At 69.3% G+C, this 15413-nt stretch carries 11 protein-coding genes; 3 read left to right on the top strand and 8 right to left on the bottom strand.

Annotated elements, in window-relative coordinates; all coding sequences use genetic code 11:
• Positions 1 to 214 precede the first annotated feature (214 nt).
• Positions 215 to 574 carry a hypothetical protein gene (locus tag ACIBK3_RS42050; protein ID WP_399373534.1) on the top strand — a complete coding sequence of 120 codons (360 nt, stop codon included), beginning with the start codon at positions 215 to 217 and terminating at the stop codon, positions 572 to 574.
• Positions 571 to 1728 carry a caspase domain-containing protein gene (locus tag ACIBK3_RS42045; RefSeq protein ID WP_399373532.1) on the top strand — a complete coding sequence of 386 codons (1158 nt, stop codon included), beginning with the start codon at positions 571 to 573 and terminating at the stop codon, positions 1726 to 1728. Before ACIBK3_RS42050 ends, ACIBK3_RS42045 begins: the two co-directional genes overlap by 4 nt.
• Positions 1729 to 2096: 368 nt before the next feature.
• Here the strand turns inward: ACIBK3_RS42045 and ACIBK3_RS42040 are convergent, their stop codons facing one another.
• The 5 genes from ACIBK3_RS42040 to ACIBK3_RS42020 all read right to left on the bottom strand — a co-directional run bounded on the left by ACIBK3_RS42040 (position 2097) and on the right by ACIBK3_RS42020 (position 8346).
• Complete coding sequence (locus ACIBK3_RS42040; RefSeq protein WP_399373659.1) at positions 2097 to 3065, bottom strand: TniB family NTP-binding protein; 969 nt, start codon at positions 3063 to 3065, stop codon at positions 2097 to 2099.
• Between the two features lie 80 nt (positions 3066 to 3145).
• Positions 3146 to 5251, bottom strand: a complete 2106-nt coding sequence (locus ACIBK3_RS42035; protein WP_399373531.1) for a Mu transposase C-terminal domain-containing protein — start codon at positions 5249 to 5251, stop codon at positions 3146 to 3148.
• Positions 5248 to 6012 carry a TnsA-like heteromeric transposase endonuclease subunit gene (locus ACIBK3_RS42030; protein WP_399373529.1) on the bottom strand — a complete coding sequence of 255 codons (765 nt, stop codon included), beginning with the start codon at positions 6010 to 6012 and terminating at the stop codon, positions 5248 to 5250. The genes ACIBK3_RS42035 and ACIBK3_RS42030 overlap by 4 nt, the downstream gene beginning before the upstream one ends.
• Before the next feature lie 161 nt (positions 6013 to 6173).
• Entirely contained in the window at positions 6174 to 7568 is a 1395-nt protein-coding gene (locus tag ACIBK3_RS42025; protein WP_399373528.1) for a DNA-binding protein, read from the bottom strand.
• A gap of 604 nt (positions 7569 to 8172) precedes the next feature.
• On the bottom strand, positions 8173 to 8346 hold the full coding sequence (locus ACIBK3_RS42020; RefSeq protein WP_399373527.1) for a hypothetical protein: 174 nt from the start codon (positions 8344 to 8346) through the stop codon (positions 8173 to 8175).
• A 244-nt stretch (positions 8347 to 8590) separates the two neighbouring features.
• Here ACIBK3_RS42020 and ACIBK3_RS42015 point away from each other — a divergent pair, with 244 nt between their 5' ends.
• Positions 8591 to 9577: a helix-turn-helix domain-containing protein gene (locus ACIBK3_RS42015; protein WP_399373526.1), complete on the top strand. Its 987-nt coding sequence runs from the start codon at positions 8591 to 8593 to the stop codon at positions 9575 to 9577.
• Positions 9578 to 9717: 140 nt separating this feature from the next.
• Here the strand turns inward: ACIBK3_RS42015 and tpg are convergent, their stop codons facing one another.
• Genes tpg through ACIBK3_RS42000 form a run of 3 tightly spaced genes read right to left on the bottom strand, consistent with a single transcriptional unit; the run spans position 9718 to position 14840 of the window.
• Positions 9718 to 10275, bottom strand: coding sequence for a telomere-protecting terminal protein Tpg (gene tpg / locus ACIBK3_RS42010; RefSeq protein WP_399373524.1), 558 nt, complete (start codon positions 10273 to 10275; stop codon positions 9718 to 9720).
• Between the two features lie 4 nt (positions 10276 to 10279).
• Positions 10280 to 12391, bottom strand: a complete 2112-nt coding sequence (gene tap / locus ACIBK3_RS42005) for a telomere-associated protein Tap (protein ID WP_399373522.1) — start codon at positions 12389 to 12391, stop codon at positions 10280 to 10282.
• Positions 12392 to 12449: 58 nt separating this feature from the next.
• A complete protein-coding gene (locus tag ACIBK3_RS42000; RefSeq protein ID WP_399373521.1) occupies positions 12450 to 14840 on the bottom strand; it encodes a Helicase associated domain protein in 2391 nt (796 codons plus the stop codon).
• Positions 14841 to 15413: the final 573 nt, after the last annotated feature.

Here is a 15413-nt window from a genome sequence, read left to right as displayed (position 1 = left end):
TTGGGGGGTGGTCGGGGGTTTGAGCTGGGGTTGTTGGTGGTGTGTTGAGGAGAGTGGCGCTTGTTGTAGGTATCGGTAGGGCCAAAAGGCTCGGCGGCTGTTTGTGCTGGTCAGGGGTCTTTTGTCTGGTCGGGGGGTGGTGTTGTGCTGGAGCGGGTTTCCTGATCGGTTGTGCATGGTCGGTGGGTGCGCGTATGGATCAGGGGAGGCCGGGGTGCGGTTAGAGCTGCAGGTTGGGCTGGGTGCGGGGGAGTTGCGTTCGCTGCAGGGCTGGTTGCGTGCGGATCCTGTGGTGCGCCGGTCTGTTGTGGTGGGGGTGCGGGGCGGGGTGCCGGGGCCGGGGGATATGGGCACGGTCCTGGATGTGCTTGAGCTGGTGACGGGCAATGGGTGGAATGCGGCGTCGTTCGTGCTGGCGGTCGCGGCGTGGCGGCAGAGCCGGCCGCAGCGGCCGCGAGTGGAGATCCGGCGCGGGGAGACGGTCATCGTCCTAGCGGAGGGTTCTGAGGAGGAGATCGCGCGGGCGGTTCGGGCGCTTGAGGCCATCGGCGGCGGTGAGGGCGGGGATCGGTGAGTGTGCTGCCCGATCCGGGGGCCTCGAGGGCCGTGCTGGTGGGCACGAGCCGCTTTGAGCATCTGGAGCCGTTGCCGGCCGTGGCCAACAATCTGCGGGCTCTCGCCGATCTTTTGTGCAGCCCGCTGTCGCTGCAACTGCCCGCCCAGCACGTAACTGTTGTGGAGGATCCTGCTGCCGCGCACACGGTGGTGGGCGCGGTGCGGCAGGCCGCCGCCGAGGCCAGCGACACACTGATCGTCTACTTCGCCGGGCATGGAGTGGTCGATGCCCAGGATCAGCTCGTTCTGGCTCTGCCGCATACCGAGTTCGACCGTGTCGAGACCGGTTTGCCCTATGACTGGGTGCGCCAGGTGCTGCTGCTGGACTCCCGGGCCGAGCGGCATGTGGTGATTTTGGACTGCTGTTACAGCGGTCTGGCTTTGGGGCGGATGAGCGCGGGGACGGGGCTTGCCGACCAGGCGGCGGTGGAGGGCAGTTTCCTGCTGGCGGCTGCCGCCGAGACCCGTACTGCTTTGGCGCCGGTGGGGGAGACCTACACGGCCTTCACCGGGGCTCTGCTGGAGGCCCTGCGGCGGGGCATACCCGGCGCTCCCGCGCTGGTTGACCTCGGGGTGCTGTACCGGCATCTGCGCCTGACGATGGAGGCGCGCGGGCATCCTGTTCCGCAGGCGCGGGACCGCAACAGCGGTGCCCAGGTTGCGCTGGGGCGTAACCGCGCGGATCTGCCTGCCGCGCCCGTTGCTGCCGCGGCGGCGGGTGCGGATGCGGGGGAGCGTCTCTGGCCGGATCCGCGCGCGATCCGTACCGTGACCGGGTTCTTCACCGCTCTCGCGGAGGTCCGGGTGGTCAGTGGACTGACTCATCGGGCGGTCAGTGAGCGTTCGGCCGGACGCATGGCGGCCGGCACCGTCGGCGCTCTGCTCAACCGCAGCACTCTTCCGGCGACTTGGGGTACTACGGCCGTCTACCTTTCAGCGTGCGGTGTTCCCGATGAACAGATCACGCAGTGGCAAACCGCCTGGCAGCAGCTGCGCGCGCAGAACCTGCCGGCCAAGACGGCGAGTCCGGAAGTCACCCGTGATGGCGGGCCTGAGAAGGCCAGAGCGTGGCAGCGCCCTTTGTCGGCCTTGCGCCGCAGGCGGGATCACTGACCGGGTACCGCAGAGGCCGAGACACTGGACGGCTGAGGGTGAGGCGTCTTGTCCGAGCTGTCGGAGCTGTCTGAGAACAGGGTGTTCCATGCGGCAATGAGCAGCACAGCGGCGCCCAGGATGAGCCCCAGGGATGGCTTCTTCCATCGGCTGGACGTCGAGGATGGCCTCACGTAGTGCGCTGCCCGGTAATAGCCCTTGCGGGACTGCGCCTTCGTCTTTGCTCTCGCCACAGCTACACGCCCCCGTCCAGTGCGACTGCCTGCCAGGCAGAGTTTCGCAGCGATGGGGCCGTGTCGCTTCCCGAACAGCTCAGTACGGCCGGTTTCGCGCTGTTGCGGGAATGGGGCGAGGTCTGAGTTGGGCGGTCAGCGCTTTGGTGTAGGGCGGCTGTGTTGCTCGGCGAGGTGGTCGAGACGGATGGCTTCGAGTGATTGCTTGGTGATGCGTTCGGTGCCGTCGCAGATGGCGGTGATGGCGGCTTGGCGGATGAGTCGGGTGAGGCTTCCGATGCGGCCGGCGGTGCGCTGGTGGAGGTAGGGGGCGTGGCGGGGGAGGGTGCCGGGTTTGTGCTGCTGGAGGTCGAGGTTGGTTTCGATGTCGGTGATGACGTCGCGGAAGGGTTCACGTGATCCGTGGCGGGCGGGGAGGGGGCCGCAGTTGATGAGGGTGGCGCGTCCGGCGAGTTGGGCGCCGCGTGTCCCGGTGAACAGGGGTGTGTCGGTGACGTTGATGCCGGCGTAGACGAAGGTGGCGGCCAGGCGTTCGGTGAGGTCTTTGAGTAGGTCGGCGGCCTGAGCGCCGGTGGTGGTGCGGGGGTTGAGGCGGTGGATTTCGTCGATGAGGACGAGTTGGACACCAGCCTGGGTGTAGGTGTGGCAGACGGCGTCGGTGATCTGGGTCTGGGTCATGCGGGTGGTGGTGGGGATGCCGAGGTAGCGGGCGAATTCGGTGATGAGGGTTTTCGCGGTGGCGCCGGGCGGGACGAGGACGTACGCGACGGGTACCGCGGTGTGGGCTGATCCGGGCGGCGTGGGGTTTTTGCGGGTGTGGGCGAGGTGGCAGGCGCGGCCGACGTGGAGGAGGGCGGTGGTTTTGCCGGCGGCGGCGGGCCCGGTGACGATCAAGGAGGGGCGTGCGGTGGCCTGTTGGTGGCGGCCGAGGATCATCAGGGTGCGGGTCTGGGTGGCGAGTTGGCTGATGGCGGGGGTGCGGATGGTGACGAACGCGGAGTGGTAGGCGAGGCGTTCTTCGGTGCTGCGGGGCGCCTCGTCGGGCTGGGGCGGGGTGACGGCGTCGGTGGTGGCGAAGCGGTGCCAGCCCTGCCAGGTGGTCAGGGGCCAGGACGGTTCGGCCGCACCGCCGTCCGCGCCGGCGGCGGTGGCTGGTGTGCTGTTCGTGCTCTGCGGCTGTGGGTTTACCACTTGTCGGCTTCCTCATGTGCGTCGTAGAGCCCGAATCCGGTGGCCGCGGCGGGGTGGGTTTCGTCATCGGGGAGGTCGTCGAGGTCGTCGATGCTGTCGTCCTCGTCCCACTGCGCTGGGTCGTCGGCGCCTTGGCCGGTGTCCTCTTCTGAGCGGCGGGCTGTGGGGAGGGGGAGGGCGGCGGTGCGGGCCACGAGTGCCTGTTCTGTCTTGGTGGCGTGGCCGCTGTGGACGCGGCGCATGAGCTGGTCGAGGGCGTCGGCGAGGTCGGCTTCGTGCTGCTCGGCGTCGTGGTGGTTGCCGTGCAGGGCGAGTGTTCTGACGTGCTGCCAGGTGCGGTCGTTGAACGGCTGGTGAACGTGGTCGCGGTGGATCCAGCCGATCTCGGTGAGGTGGCCGTCGGGCAGGCGGACCCAGATCTGGCGGACGTCGTGGGGGTTGTAGTGGATCTCCCATTTCCCGCCTCGGCCGGCGATGGGGGAGGGCTGGCCGCGGTAGGGGGCAAGCAGGTCCGCGTCGTAGGTGCGGTGATGGATGCGGATGCCGGAGGCGGTGATGGCCTGCCAGCGCACGGGCAGCAGCTCGAGATAGTCGTGGCCGGTCAAAGGGACGGGCACGTATCCGGCGACGGCGACGAGTGCGGCCCACATCTGGTTCGGGGTGAGCGCCTTGCGGGGCATCATCGGGTGGCGCAGGCCTTCGTGGGGGCGGTGGTGGTAGTGCACCAGCCATTCGTCCAGGAGGTCCTGCAGCTGGGGGACGCTGTAGCAGGCGTCGTGTTCGGCGTCGGGGCCGCGGCGGGTGACGTCGGATCCGGTGTAGCCGGGCAGGTGCTGGCAGAGCAGGTGGTTGATGGTGCCGAAGGCGCGCTCGACGATGCCTTTGGCGGTGGGGGCGAAGGGCGGGGTGGGCTGGACGCTGATGCCGAGGGTTTCGCAGGCGGCGGTGAAGGCGCGGGAGACGAAGACTTTGCCGCGGTCGACGACGATCGTCTCGGGCAGGACGACGGGCCGGGCGGCCGCGCCGGCCAGGCGCTCGTCCAGTGTGGTCAGCCGCTGGTGGGGGAGTGCGGGGGCGTGGTCCATGCGCAGGATGTGGGGCCAGGTGGGGCGGGCGGGGTGCGGGACGGCCATCTCCGCCAGCAGCAGGGCCGCATCCACGGCCTTGGTCGCGCTCGGGCACAGGACGGCGGCCAGGATCGCCCGCGAGGCGACGTCGATGGCGATCGAAAGCTCGGGGCGGGCCAGGTGGCCGTCGTCGAAGAGAGCGAGGACGTCCAGGCGGGTGGTGTCGATCTGGACCTGCTCGCCGGGCCGCAGTGCCGTGGTGGGGGTGAAGGCGCGCCCGTCGAAGCTGGCGGGGGTCTGCCGGACGCGTCCGGTGGGCAGTTCGCCGGGGCGGGCGAGGGTGGTGACGAGCCGGTACAGCGTGGCCTGGGACGGTGCGGGCACGGTGCCCGCGCCGTGCCGGTCTTCAAGGATCTGGTTGATCAGCGGGAACAGGCCGTTGATGGTGCCCCTGGAGCGGCCGTGCCGGCGGCGCAGCGCCTCGCGGACGGCGGCGACGACCCGTTCGTCGGCCCGCCCGGTGGGACTGGGGGCACGGGTGCTGCGGTGGTCGAGGAGCCCCCACAGGCCTTGTTTGCGGTAGGCAAGGCGCATGCGCTGCACCGTGGTGCGTGAGACGCGGCCGAAGCCGAGCGCGGTCAGCTCCGCGGCTTTGGCCTGCTCTCGCTCGGCCAGGGTGTGCTGCTCGGGGTCGTACTGCGGCCGTACCGCCCCTTCGCTGCCGGGCCCGCCGGCAAGGCCGCAGTCGACTTCCCTGACGTGCCGCTGCCAGGCCAGTGCCTTCTCGCGCGCCGCGGTGGGGGCGCTCTCGAACAGCCCCCACTGCGGGGCCGCCTGGGGCATGTCGGCTCCGATGATGGTGAAGCCGGGGTCGGCGAACAGGTGCCCGGCGAGCACCGCCTGGCCGCCGCCGTCCGGGCCGAGGAGGTGGATGTCCTGCCCGGACAGGGCGACCACCTGCCACTTCACGCCGCGGAAGCGGACATGTGCCCCGACCCTGACCGCAGGCCGGGCATTGCGCCGCGCACTCACCCGGCACCTCCCGTCTTGCCGGAGCCGCTCCAGTGCTGCGGGCCGACGAGGACGCGTTCGTGCAGCGGTGTCTCAAGGTCTGTCGTCAGCTGTCTGTGCCACAGGGCGTTGAAGACGGCGGGGAGGACTTCGATCGGGTCTCCGACTGCTTCGGCGCCTTCGATCAGCGGCCGCGGCCGCGTGAACGCCTCAAGGACTGCCGCGGTCAGACCGGGCCGGCCCGCGTTGCGGGGGTGGCGGTAGCCGGCCAGCCATTTCAAATTGGCGGCCGCCACGTCGTCGAGCGGGGGCAGGCGCCGGTAGGCCCAGCCGATGTCCGCGCACGCCTCGGCTACCGCCTGGGCGGCGCGCAGGGCGCGTTCGCCGCCGGCGTCTGGATGGCTGGGGCAGTCGGCGAGCAGAGCGGTGCCGTCGGTATAGCGGGCGAAGAGCTGCGGCACCCAGGAACGCACCTGTCCGCGGGGGTTGCGCCACAGCAGCCGCACCGGCCGACCCGCCAGGGCGGTCACGTCCGGGTCGCGGTCCAGGGCCATCAGCTGGATGCGCATCGCGTTCGATCCCGCGGAGACATGCTTCCCGGTCGTGGCCGACCACCACAGGCCCGGCCCCCACCGCCGCCCCGGGATCACCGGGAACGCGGACACCGGCGGCAGGTCCTCGAATGCCACCGTGAGGGCGGCGTCCGCCCACCGCTGCTGGACCACCTGCCCGACGGGGTCGAGAAAGACCGCCTCGAACTCGGTACCGCGACCGGCCGTCATCCGCCCTGCCCGGCTCCCTGGCCTGGCTGTACCTGCGTTGATCACCTGCTGCAGCCAAGCCGTATCCGCGTGCAGGCACGGCGGTTTCCCAGATACCTGCCCCGGACGGGTACTGCGTGCGCTAATGGTTGACGAGCTTCCTCGACGCTGTCGCCGGTCCTTCAGCCGCCGTCTTCCTGTCCGGCCGTCAGCATGTTCATCAAGGCGTCGGCGGGCATTCCTGCCCACTGGGCGACCTCTTCCAGGGGCATCCCGGCGTTCAACGCGGCCAGGGCGGTCCGCTTCCAGGCGTTGTCGATCAGGGCGGCGCTGTGGCGGAGGTTGCGCAGGAGCTGCTGAGCGACGTCGGCGGTCGGCCCGGTCTGCACCCCGCGCAGCTGGAGCAGGTGTTCCTCGGCGCTCTCGATCGCCCGGGTGATCAGGGTGCGTTGTTCTGCGGGCACCGCTGCCCGCCACATCCTCCCCGAGCCGGGCGCCTTCTTCTCCTTGCCCAGCACGCGCAGCTGTCCGGCCATGGTCGCGGGCTGGTGTTCCTGGCGCAGCCACCAGGGGTCGTTGTCGTACCCGGGGGGCCCGCCGGCACCGCGGCGGATGCGGATGACGCTGCCCATCCAGGAGGTCAGCGGGCCGCCGTAGTCGGTCGCCGCCAGCGGCCCCAGCCATCCTCGCCCGACCCGGTCGCCGAGCCTGCGGAAAAACGCCCCGTCGGCGGACAGCGGCCGCGGCCGCCCGGCCCCGCTGTCCCGCCACACCAGCTCGGCCATGGCCGGATCCAGCAACGCGTCGGCGACGGCCACCACCTCGGGAAAGACGACCGCGTCCCGTCCCACGATCCGCCACCGCTCCAAGTCCGTCGCGGCATCACCGCCCGCGACCTGGTGCAGGCGCCGCGGCCAGATCGCCTCGCTCTCCCAGGTAAGGGCCTGTTCCCACCACCGGGCCACGACCGCATGCGCCAGCGCGAACACCCGCTCCGGTTCGGTCCCGGCCCGCAACGCCCGCCGCGCCACGCCCGTCCACCGCCGCTGCGTCGCGGCCACTTCCGGCAGCTGCCGTACGTCCAGATGCTCAAGAGGCTGGTCGGCGTCCGCGTCCAGGAGCCATTGCCCGTGCCGGACACACACCCGCTCCCACCGCGGTGTGTACCGCACGACCCGCACGGCCGTCCCCGTACGCCGGGCCGCGCACAGGCGGCAGCCGAAGGCGACCGGACCGGCGACCGCGCCGCCGGTCCGCCACGCCGCCGCCGGCACCCCGTTCTTCCCAGCCGACAGCTTGGCGTCCTCCTGTCCCCAGGACGGCAACGCCCGCGCCAGGACGTCCTCCTCGACGCCGCACAGCTCTGCCAGGACCTCCTGTCCGGCCGTGTTCAGCAGGACCTCGGCGTCGGCCCGCGCGCCCCCGCCGTCGTGCCCCGGCGGGTAGTTGCGCCACTGCCAGTACGACCGCAACGCCTTCGCTTCCATCCCGTAGCGGCCTGCGATGCGGCAGATCAGCGACGAGGTTGTTTCCCCCTGCAGGGGAGCGGTCCGCAGGAGGCCGGGATGATGGGTCACTCCGCCACGGTCTCGCGTTCGCCGATCCGGGCGGGTGTTTTCGCAGTAGCCGTCCGGTCCTGGGCCCGGCGTCTGCTTGCTTCCCCCAGGCCGTGAGTGTCGCTTTCCTGCGTTGGACCCGCGTCCGCCGACACGTCGGGCTGGCACCGCTCTCGTTGCCGGGCCCGACGCGCCTGTCCGGCAAGGCCCTCGCCCGGCCGGGCGTTCGCACGCAGGACGTCCTGCTGCTCGCCGCTCGTGCGCGGCCGGGCCGGCCCGACGGCGGTGTCGTTCGCTCCCGCGGCCGCCGACGGCCCCGGCCGGCGCTGTCGGCTGTGCTGCGGCCGGCCCGTGCGGGGTGTCGACGTCGTCGCCGGCGGCGTATCCCATCGCGCCGGCTAGACCCCGTCGTGCGGATACGCAGTGCGCTCATCCGAGCGGTTGGGCGGGAAGGTGAGGCTGCGGGTGGGGAATTACGTGAGGTTCCAAACGTGGTCGTAGCCGTCGTGGCCTGCCCTGGGACGTGGCACAGTGGCGGTACGAAGGCGTGCGGCCGGCCCCGGGTGCGTTGCTGCCCGGCTCCACCCCGGGGTGGCCTGTCATCAGCTCCTTCCGCCTGGCCCGGTCACCCGTGAGGGTGGCCGGGCCAGTTACTGGTCACAGTGACGATGAGCGAGCCGATCTGCACCGCCAGGGCGATGATGGGCTCGATGCGGCGGACGGCTTTGAGGCCGTCGGCCAGACGCCGCCGACGAGACTGCCTCGGCTCCCGTTTGAGGGGGTCGTTCGTGTCGTGCACCGTTCTCCTTCCTCCATGTGCCGGTAGGCCTGAGCCATTGCCCCGAGACGTATCCGGCATCGGGCACGGGTGGGAAAACCAGTACACGGGCTGCGCTTTGATCACTCCAACGCGTGAACAGGTCATCTGAAGAATGCCGAACAACTCGCTGACCTGCATCAGCAACATCGACTTCATCGAATGGGGCATGGCGCGGCACTAGTTCCGGAACAATCGCAGGCCTGTAAACAATGGGGGAGGGCCTGTGGCAGGCCGGAAGCTGAAGGACTTACCCGCAGACGGATCAGCCCGTACGCAACTTGCGCAACGGCTACGCGCGCTGAAGCGGCAGGCGGGCGATCCGACCTATGCGGAGATCAGCAAACGCACCGGCTACTCGCGTGCTGCTCTGTCAGGTCTGTTCAACGGCCAGGTGCCCAGCCGTGAGTTCTTGTACGACGTGGTCGAATGGCTCGGTGGGAAGCCGCAGGAGTGGCTGGAAGTGCATGGGCAGGCGCAACGCGAGGAAGAGGCTCTGCAGCACCCCACCGATCCCTCCGATACCGCGGACGATCTGAAGCGAGCCCGTCAGGAGAACGCCGCGCTCAGGCTCATGATCGCCAATCCGGACGACGCCGGTTACTGGGCAGATCGCAAGCTGATGGCCGCTGCCGAGCGTGCACGTACCGCGGCGGACACTGAACGGCACGCACGAGAACTGCTCAGTCAGGCACTGGCTGAACTCCAACACCTCACGGCAATGCGTGCTGATGTCCAGGAAAGATGCGACGTGATGATCACGAACGCCATGACCCAGGCCGCGCTCACCGAGGAGAAAGCTCGTCTGACCGCCGTCGAGTTGATCCGTGGCGCTGAAGACACGGCTGCTGAGCTCCTCGACATAGCTGTCGTGCAGGCAGACCGTATCCGCAGTGAAGCTCAGACCGAGATATCAAGCCTGCATGCTAGGTCCGGTCTGCAGGTCGATGCCCTGCTACGGGAAGCGGACCTGGTTGCAGCCGACGCCCGGCGGGAGACCGAAAGCCTCAAAACACGAGCACGTATCGAGATCCAGCGGATGGTCCGCGATGTTCAAGAAACCCTTCGTCGTGTTGGGGAAGCCGACAAGGCCTCGACGCTGGAACAGCTGCTGATGGACTTCGCCATTGGTGACGTCAACCCCAATGACGGCCCATCAGGACGTCACCGCCGTACCGCGGTGCCTGCCTCACGGCCCGAACTCACCGCTTGACCAGCCTTCGGCCTGATGCCATCCACCGCGGGAGTTACACCGAGGCAGCCACGGACGCGAAGTGACAGCAGGCATGCCTCTGTGACAACTATCGTGCTTGGGCTCAACGAGCAGGTGCGGGCCCGGATGCCGGTGTGAGGTCAGTAGTCGAGGTCGAGGTAGTCGATGTCGTTGAGGGTGACGTCGGAGAGTCCCATGGCGCGGGTTCCGCCGTCCTGGAAGTAGATCTCTTTGAGTCCTTCGGCGATGATCCCCCGCATCTCTTGGTCGCCGGCGCCTGTGTCACGGGCGTCGAACAGGCGTTGCGCGTACGCAGGGGGAAGGTGCACGGTGAGCCGCCGGAAGCGTCCGTCGTCGGTGGTGCCGATCGGCGCGGTGTAGCCGAACCGGGCCCTCGTCTCCACGGTGATCCCGGTCGCGGTGGCGGCCAACTTCTGCCGGCGTTTGCGGACCTGGGGCTGCCATCGCTGACGTACCGCGTCGTTGATCTTCGCGGCGACGTCGGGGCGGGCGTGCTTGCGGGCGCCGCGCCGGTAGCGGTTGACGGAGTCGGCGGTGACCCCGATCTCGCGTGCGACGGCCTTCGCGCTGCCCAACTGCTTGATCAGGTAGCCGATCTGGCCCTTCAGCGTCTTGGGCGGCTGGCGGGTGAACGCTTCCCGGTCGGCCCGCTCGATGGCGTCCTCGATCTCCCCCATGGCCTTACTCTCCTTCGTCGAGGACGGCGTCGCCGCCCTTGATGTGGCGGGCGGGGTTGTCGCCCTGCTCCATCAGGTCGACCGCCCACAGCATCGACTGGACGCCTTCGAGTTTGGCCAGGCCCGGGGTGGGTCCGAGGCGGAACCCGCCGGGCTGGGGCTTGCCGGAGGCGGCGTACGGGAGGAAGTCCAGCGGCGAGTCGCCTGGTGAGGGGTAGACGACGCAGTCGGAGAGTACGGCGAGCGGGTACAGGCCCGTCATGGTGGCCATGTTGCGCAGTTTGCGGTGCATGTTGACCCGCGCTTTGGAGATGACGGCGGCGCGGATGTCGGGGCGCCAGGTCGGCCGCTGAAGGGCCGGCCACCGCTCGCCCTCCTTGTACTTCTTGCCCTGGGGGCGTTCGCGGAGTTTGCCGATGCCGCCCTTGACGGTGGCCTTGATGGCGGCGAGGACGGCCGCCATGGCGGGGTCGGCGTCCTTGTGGCGCTCCATCGCGGCGAGGAAGGCGCGGTCGTCGAGGTCCTTGGTGACGCCGAGGTCGGCGAGGGTGTCGACGTACGCCGTCCGAAGCCGGTCGTGCCACGGGTCCAGGTAGGCGCCGGTCTCGCGGCGCAGGTACGCCTCGATCGGAGCGACGTTGTAGCCGAGTTCCTGGGCGTAGGCGACGGTGTGCGTCTGGTACCAGGCAGGTCCCGTCGGCCGGGTGCCGTCCGGCGTGAAGGGGCTGGGCAGGCGCGGGTCCAGCTCGACGTAAGAGAGGTCGACCAGCCAGCTCCCGGGGATCTTCGGGTTGAACTTTGGGGCGTGGAAGTGGTCGGGGGCGGACAGGCCGACGACCAGGCGGGCCGCGGCGGCGAGGAAGGCGGTGTTGAGGTCCAGGCCGACCGCGTAGGGCAGCGTGCACTCCTCATCGCTCAGCAGGTCGACGTCGCGCACCCACTGGTAGGCCTCCTCGTTCAGGAAGCCGCCGCTCCAGCCGCTGTCTACGACGGCGGGGTGCTCGGGGGTGGCTTCCGGTGGCGCGGGGTCCATCGGCTCCGTGCCCAGCGAGCCGGGGTTGTGGCCGGGCACCCAGTTGCCGGTGGCGGGGTCCTGCGTGGCGCGTGTGGGCGGGCGCAGCGCCGTCATGAGCTCAAGGCCCGATACGGCTGTGGAGCCGCGCGGGGTGATGACGCGGGTGGCGTAGATGCCGAGGACGCGGGCGATGTCGGCCGGCTCCATATCCGCCACCCCGGGCCAGGACCGCTCATCGAGGGCGTCCCAGGACAGGATCGCCAGCTGCACGCACTGCCGCTGGGTGCCAGTGGCCTTGCGGTAGATCCTTGCCCAGGGGCCGAACCCGCGCTGGGTGAGGCGCCATTTCGCTTTCACCACCTGCTTGACCACCGGGTGGTCTTCCGGCAGGCGCAGGGAGCGGCGTTGCTCGTGGCCTTCCAGGCGCTCGGGGAGGCCGAGCTTGATGGCGGCCGCGGCGGTGAGGACGATCAGCGGGTCGGAGTCCTTGCCGTGGCGGTTCAGCTTGGGCGCGCCGAGGCCGGACTCGTGCAGCGTCCACTCCACCAGCTCCACCACGGTGGTCGCGGGGCAGTCGAGCACGATGCCGTCGACGCCGTACGCGCAGCCGTCACCGTCCAGGACCGCGAGGGGGCCGTGCGGGAAGCGCGGGTCGGCTGCGGGCTGCGCCGCCTTCTTCGGGGCCGGTCGCCGCGATGCCGCGGCGGGCCGGGGGGTGGCGGGGCGCGCCGGCGCCGCAGCTGGAACGGCGGGAGCCTGCGGGGTGTCTGCCGTCTCCACTCCGGACGCGGCTGGTTCAGCAGACGCCGCCGGCGCCGTCGCGGCTACCGAGACCGCCGGGGCTGCGCCGGTGGCGGGGTACTTCGCCGCCCACCCGTTGAGCAGCCGCTGGTAGGCGTCCAGGCGTGGCGACTTCGGCTCGCTTCGGCCGTTCTCCCAGTTCTTCACGGACTGGGTCGTCGTCTTCAGCGCGGTGGCGAGGCGGGCCTGGGTGATGCCGGCAGCCTCACGCAGCCGGGCCCGCTCCGCCGGAGGCGGCAGGTGCGGCTCCTCATTCAGCAGAGCATCGACAGACGCGAACAGCTCTTCTTCAGACGGCATGCCCCGCACCCTTTACTCGAGACCCAACCAAAACTTATCCACCAACTTACCCCCCTCCTTAACCTTCCGACGCCCATTCCAGTCCCAGCGCGGCGAGCGCCTGGAGTTTGTCGGTGGTGAGCTTGGCGCGGCGGGTTTTCTGGTTCATGGTCCAGACTCCGAGCTTGACTTCGGTTCCGTCCGGCAGCGTCTCTACGTGTCCCCGTGGGACGGTCACGTGCCCCTCGCGGGTCTTGTACTGCTCAAGTGCTGCGACGCCCTTCTCGAAAGCGCTCATGGGCGTCGTGGGCGGCTTCGCGCGCGTCTCCGGCTCCGGGGCGAGCGGCGTGATGCCGAGCCGCTCCAGGCGCTCGCGCTGCCCCTCTGTCAGGGCCCGCCAGACCTCCGGCTTGCGCTGCCGGGCCAGCCACTTCCCGATGTCCATGCCGTGGACCGTGACGCCGGGAAGGACGTTCGCCTGGCCCTCTTCGTCGGCCACCAGCTCGCGCAGCGCGGCGTAGTGCCGCTGCCAGTCCGCCGACCAGGACGGGTTCCAGTCCTTGTCCACGGCTTCCAGCGCGGTCTTCCACTCGGGGTGGTCATCCAGTGCACCGGGCCGCCGCAAATTCGCGAGCCACATCCCCAACGGCCTGTCCAGCATCGCTGCGGACCTCGGTGCGCAGAGTGTCCAGTGCTGGTCGTAGTAGGCCTTGGCGGCTTCCAGGTTCTCCTGGAAGCGTTCATCTGCCAGGGACCAGACCATGCCGAGTTGCTCGAGTCGCTGGGCGCGCTGGCCGGTCATCTGGCCGGCTGCGTAGACGCGTCGTTGTTCTGCGACCCATTGTCCAAGTGGTGTGGCGCCCTCGCGGTGTCCGTAGGGCACGCGGGCGTTCCCGACCCGTTCGACGTACGTCTTCAGCTTCGCCCAGCCGCGGGCCCAGTCCTGGCGTTCGGTGTCGATCACGTTGAAGGAGACCCAGTCGGCGACCATCACGGGATCCCTGGGGGCGGCGAAACGGAGCAGCAACCGTGATTCGGCTTCGCCTTCCTCGGGCGGCGTGCCGATGTTCACGGACGGTTGGGCGACATCCTTCTGAGGCTCCTGGGGAATGGCGAGCAGCTCGACGGCTTCTTCATCGTGAGCGCGCAGACCTTCCAAGACTTTCACCAACGGGCGATACGACCCCGAGGTAAACATATCCTCAGGCATTTCTCCGGGCTGGAGGAAGACGGGCACGATCAAGGAGGCGAGTTTGCCTTGTCCGGGCTTTTGGCGGAGTGCCCGGCCGATGGCCTGGACGATGTCGTGCGGCGCGCCCTTGGGGTCCAGTAGAGCAACTGAATCCACACTTCGAATATCGACACCCTCGCCCAGGACCCGGCAGTTGGAGAGCACGGCACGCTGCGCCGTGGACCCGAACGAGCCGAGAACCTCCTGCCGGTGCTCAGGGACGTGCTCGCCGCACAGCCAGTCGGCCCAGATGCGCTTCGGGTACGTCTCGGGCTGATCCGCGTGCAGCTTCGCAGCCACCCGCTCCAGACCCTCCGCGTACGCCTGCGCCTCGATGGTCCGGTGGTGGAAGGTGATGCACGTCGACAGGTTGTGCTCCGCCATCGTGTGCAGGAGCGCGGCCTGCAAGGCTCCGAGCCGCTGACCGCGCACCTCCTCGCTGCGCCGCTCCTCGCCCATCAGCCGTTCCGGAGTGACGACCGGGTCCTTCAGCTCCAGGACGATGATCTGATACCGCGCCAGCAAGCCCCGGGAGACGGCTGATGCGAGCGAGAGCTTGTACAGGACGGGCCCGAAGACGGTCTCGTCGTCCATGGACGCTGCCATCTCCCGCGGCAGCGGGTCACGGACTCCTTCGGCGATCTCCCGGTTGAGCCGCTCTTCCCAGATCCGCGGCGTCGCCGTCAGGTACAGCCGACGGTGCGACGGGATGACGCTCTGATCGTGGATGGCCGCCCAGGCCTTACCCATCGAACCACTTGTCCTGTGGGCCTCATCAACCACCGCGAGGTCTACTCGATCAAGCTTCTGACCGTAGGCGCCCTCGAACGCCTCCGCCAGAACACCCAAAGACGCGTAGGTGGCGTAGATGGTCACCGGCCCCTGCCCGTGCCACAGCGCCAACTGGATCGGGTTCGTCGTAGAGCGCACCTTCAACGACCACAGCTCCGGATCGTCCTGGAGCGAACACACCGCCACCGCCGGCCCCTTGTGCCCGGCCTCGTGCCACGCCCTCACCGTCTGCGCCAGCAGATCCAGCGTCGGCACCAACACGAGCACACGTCCCCTGGGCACAAGCCGCCTCGCCGCCACCGCCGCCATGATGGTCTTCCCCGTGCCACACGCGGCGTGCACCTGCCCACGAAGACCATTCCAGGGAATACCACCCTGCGGAACATCAAGACCGCGCACAATGGCGGCAACGGCCTCGATCTGGTGATCACGCAGCTTCACGGCCATGCCCCGTGTTCTCCTTTTCGCGGAATGCGGCGCGTAACAGTAAATGGAATCCAGGCGCAAGGTGCGCGGCGGTAGGGGGTAGCATCTGATACCAGACTCTACACAGTGATGACTCGTGATGCATCATCCGCACACCAACTTCTGCGCCCGAGGGTGGAGCTGACTCAATCACATCCACGAAGGGCCGGTTGTTCCTATATGCTGACAGGGCGTTGGAGAACATGTCGGGACAGTCAGACGATGGGGGAGGGGTTCAGGGTGGAGCGCAGCGGAACCCGTCGCTACCGTGAGGCCGGCACCCCGTCAGGCCGACGATCTGTCACATCCGTGGCAGGGGTGATAGCTGGGAATCCCAAGCCCTACACAGACCCGCGCGTGATGCACCCTACCCCTTGCTGCCAGCCCCAGGAATCCCGCTTGCGGGATTCCATCAATTCGCGCTTGCGTGAATTGATACGCACTCAGAATTCCGCTTGCGGAATTCGATTCCCGCGCTTGCGCGGGAATCTGGCGGAGCGTCAGCGGAGCCGCTCCTTACGCAGCGCGCCAGCGCTGCGTAACCCGCTCCGCGGG

It is taken from the genome of Streptomyces sp. NPDC050287 (assembly GCF_044459385.1).
Lineage (GTDB): Bacteria > Actinomycetota > Actinomycetes > Streptomycetales > Streptomycetaceae > Streptomyces.
The sequence above is the reverse complement of the archived record's forward strand: the minus strand, read 5'-3'. Positions and strand labels throughout refer to the sequence as shown.